Here is a 3650-nt window from a genome sequence, read left to right as displayed (position 1 = left end):
GAAGCACTCCATCGCCTTGCTGAAGATTACTTTGATGTAATTTTGTTAGATCTGACGCTCCCAGACAGCCAGGGTCTGGGATCGATCGCGCCTTTGAACAAGCTCGCCCCCAGCTTACCAATTGTCGTGCTGACAAATATGAATGATGATGAACTGGCAATTGAGGCGGTGCGACAGGGGGCACAAGATTATTTAGTCAAGCGCCAGGTAAATGGAGAATTGCTGGCGCGTTCTCTATGCTATGCGATCGAGCGCAAGCAGGCTTCCGAATCCTTACGAAAAGTAAATGAAACGTTAGAAATGCGAGTTCGAGAAAGAACTGCCGAACTCCTTAAAGCCAACGAAATCAACCAGATCAAATCTGAATTCGTCTCTATGATTTCTCACGACTTCCGCAATCCTCTCAATGCTATCCTCCTGGCGGCTGGATTGCTGGAAGACAAAGAGCATAGATTGAGCGAGGAGAAAAAACTTTCTCATTTCCAACTAATTCGATCGGCGATCAAGGACATGGCTCAGCTATTAGATGAAGTTTTACTCATAAGTAAAGCCGATGCTGGTAAACTGCGGTGGGACCCTATACCTTTGAATTTGGATGCTTTCTGCTACCAGATGGTGGAACAGCTACAACTCGTTGCCAACGAAAAGTATGAAATTATTTTCACAAGCCAAGGAGAATTTGACGATACACTTTGGGATGAAACCCTTCTGCGGCACATTTTAGCCAATTTGCTTGGCAATGCTATTAAATATTCACCAGGAGGAGGTACAATCAGGTTTGAATTGATCGCTGAGGAAAAAGCTGTTGTCTTCCGAATTGAAGATCGAGGAATTGGCATTCCCCCAGCAGATCTAGAAGAAATATTTCAGCCTTTCCATCGCGCCAGAAATGTGGGTAAAATTTCTGGCACCGGACTGGGATTAGCAATTGTTAAAAAGTGTGTAGAGGCACATGGCGGTGATATTTTTGTAGATAGCGAACTGGGAAAGGGTACGACTTTTACCGTTATTCTACCTTCGCTTTCTGAAGCAACACACTCCAGCAGCTATGCTGTTACCCAAGCAAGTGGTAGCCTGTGAACCAATCATTGCCAGCTTCACCTACTTAGCTTTCGAGTATAAACCTGCATTGAGAAATCGTTCTCACTTGTAAATTAAATTAGCTCAGCCTATGTCCAAACGGCTAGCGTTAAAGCTCCTAACCAATCACCAGTTCGACATTTGCCAATGATATATAGCCTATACAGAGAGCCATTACCAAATACGTAAATAAGTGGATTTTTTAAGTAAGAAGCTACAAATTTTTCAAACTCTCCGTATTGGTATGGGTTACCTGCCCCCTGTTCCACATCGAATATATTAAAATACCAAATTCCTAGCAAACCAGTAGCTCTTATAATAGCCTCTATTACCATATCGAATGTACTGGCAAATTGGCAAACAATTAATGATTTCAGGTCAAGCAAAATAGGATCGAGTTGTTCATTTAAAGCCAGCGCAGCTTGGCTCATGCGATAATCCTGCTTGGGTAAACGTTTTCCAAATCCAGCCCTATCGGAAGGCGGAAGCTGCTGAGAGAAAGCCACCCAATTGCCATCATTGGTTTGCCCAACTATAACGCTTGACAAGTTGTAGCGTCTGAATTGGTCGTTGCTAATTTCACCTCGTCGCTCGTCATAAGTTTCGATCTTATAAGAGCGCAAATTTACAAGTTTTGTTTGCAATGTCTCGAATAACAACTGATATTTGGATAGAGTCTCGGAAAACAAAACTCTATTTTGCTCCTGAGACAGTCGCCTTCGATTGAGAAATTTACCTTGCCAGCTTTGAATTAACTCATCAAGTTCGATTTCCACCATCAAGCCTGAAGTTTGCAATAGCTTTACAAAGCTGAACTCCCCTTGCTCAGATGTATCCCAAACAAGCGGGCGGAAAGGGTAATTTCCCTCACTACCAATGCCTCTTCCACCGGAGTTCAAATTCTTTACAATGTCTCCCAGCAATGCAAATAATTGCTCTGTTTCAGGGTGCATAAAACGGCTCTCCGGCTTGTATTAGGAAACCATACGGTCTTACTTGCAAATTACAAAAAAAAATCAGGTGGGCATTGCCCACCCTACATTTATTGAACTGTTAGTAATTCTTGCGGTAATCGCTTGAAGGCAAGTCGTTCGTTTTCCACATCCACAAAGATGGTATCGCCATCAGCGAATTCGCCGCGCAAAATTGCTTTGGCAATTTGAGTTTCTAATTCGCGTTGAATTGCTCTCTTTAACGGACGTGCGCCGTAAACTGGGTCGTATCCTACATCTGCTAAGAAGTCTAATCCAGCATCGGCAAGTTTGAGAGAAATTTTGCGATCGCTCAAACGTTGGCCCAATCTTTGGACTTGCAATTGCACAATCTGCCGCAATTCTTGTTTGTTCAAACTGTGGAAGATGATAATCTCATCAATGCGGTTGAGGAATTCCGGACGGAAGTTATTTCGCATCGCATCCATGACGCGACTCCGCATTTCTTCGTAGCGGGAATCATCGCTAGCAATATCTAAGATGTATTGCGAACCGATATTGCTGGTCATGATAATCACAGTATTCTTAAAGTCTACCGTGCGACCTTGGGAATCGGTAACGCGACCGTCATCGAGAATTTGCAGCAAAACGTTGAACACATCCGGGTGCGCTTTTTCGATTTCATCGAATAGGATAACCGCGTAAGGACGACGGCGAATCGACTCGGTTAATTGTCCGCCTTCTTCATAACCGACATATCCAGGAGGCGCACCGATCAAACGCGATACGGCGTGTTTCTCCATGTATTCGGACATATCAATTCGCACCAAAGCTTCTTCGGTGTCGAACAGATAAGCAGCTAAAGCTTTCGCTAATTCTGTTTTACCAACACCAGTGGGGCCAAGGAAAATAAAGCTAGCGGTGGGGCGATTTGGGTCGGCTAAACCGGCACGAGAACGCTGAATCGCATCAGCAACTGCGGTAACTGCTTCATCTTGTCCGATGACGCGCTTGTGCAATTCGTCTTCCAAGTTCAGCAGTTTTTGCATCTCGGATTCCACCAGTTTGGTGATGGGAATGCCAGTCCACTTGGAAATAACTTCGGCGATATCCGCTGGGGTTACTTCTTCCCGCAGTAAGGATTTGCCAGCTTTTTGTGTTTGCGCGAGTCGGGTTTCCGCTGTTTCTAATTGGCGCTGCAATTGAGTCATTTTCCCATATTTCAACTCAGCGGCGCGGTTGAGGTCGTAGTTGCGTTCTGCTTGTTGAATTTGGACGTTGACGCGATCGATCTCTTCTTTGATTGTTTGAATCTCGACAATGACATCTTTTTCAGATTGCCATTGAGCGTTGAGGGTGCTTTGTTCTTCTTTGAGATCGGCAAGTTCTTTTTCCAGTCTTTCCAATCTTTCTCTGGAAGCGACATCGCTTTCTTTTTGCAGCGATAACTTTTCCATTTCTAACTGGAGGATTTTGCGATCGATCTCATCGAGTTCTTCCGGTTTCGAGGTAATCTCCATTTTCAGACGCGCCGCCGCTTCGTCTACCAAGTCGATCGCTTTATCCGGTAAGAAGCGATCGCTAATATATCGCGATGACAAAGTTGCCGCCGCTACTAAAGAACTGTCGGAAATTTTT

General features: G+C 44.5%; 3 protein-coding genes. 1 reads left to right on the top strand and 2 read right to left on the bottom strand.

Annotated features, from left to right (window positions below; all coding sequences use genetic code 11):
* The coding region (locus tag H6S82_RS23800) for a HAMP domain-containing sensor histidine kinase (protein WP_191056812.1) at positions 1 to 1080 on the top strand (1080 nt) is incomplete at its 5' end.
* An 89-nt stretch (positions 1081 to 1169) separates the two neighbouring features.
* Here the strand turns inward: H6S82_RS23800 and H6S82_RS23795 are convergent.
* Together H6S82_RS23795 and H6S82_RS23790 are read right to left on the bottom strand one after the other, a co-directional pair.
* Positions 1170 to 2033, bottom strand: coding sequence for a nuclease A inhibitor family protein (locus H6S82_RS23795; RefSeq protein ID WP_190463905.1), 864 nt, complete (start codon positions 2031 to 2033; stop codon positions 1170 to 1172).
* Between the two features lie 89 nt (positions 2034 to 2122).
* Positions 2123 to 3650: AAA family ATPase (locus H6S82_RS23790; RefSeq protein ID WP_191056811.1), on the bottom strand; the 1528-nt coding region annotated here is incomplete at its 5' end.

The organism is Planktothrix sp. FACHB-1355 (assembly GCF_014748295.1).
GTDB lineage: Bacteria > Cyanobacteriota > Cyanobacteriia > Cyanobacteriales > Aerosakkonemataceae > Aerosakkonema > Aerosakkonema funiforme_A.
The sequence above is the reverse complement of the archived record's forward strand: the minus strand, read 5'-3'. Positions and strand labels throughout refer to the sequence as shown.

Excerpts from the sequence above, each read along its gene's own strand:
- H6S82_RS23795 (WP_190463905.1), bottom strand. The coding sequence starts at position 2,033 with ATGCACCCTGAAACAGAGCAATTATTTGCATTGCTGGGAGACATTGTA.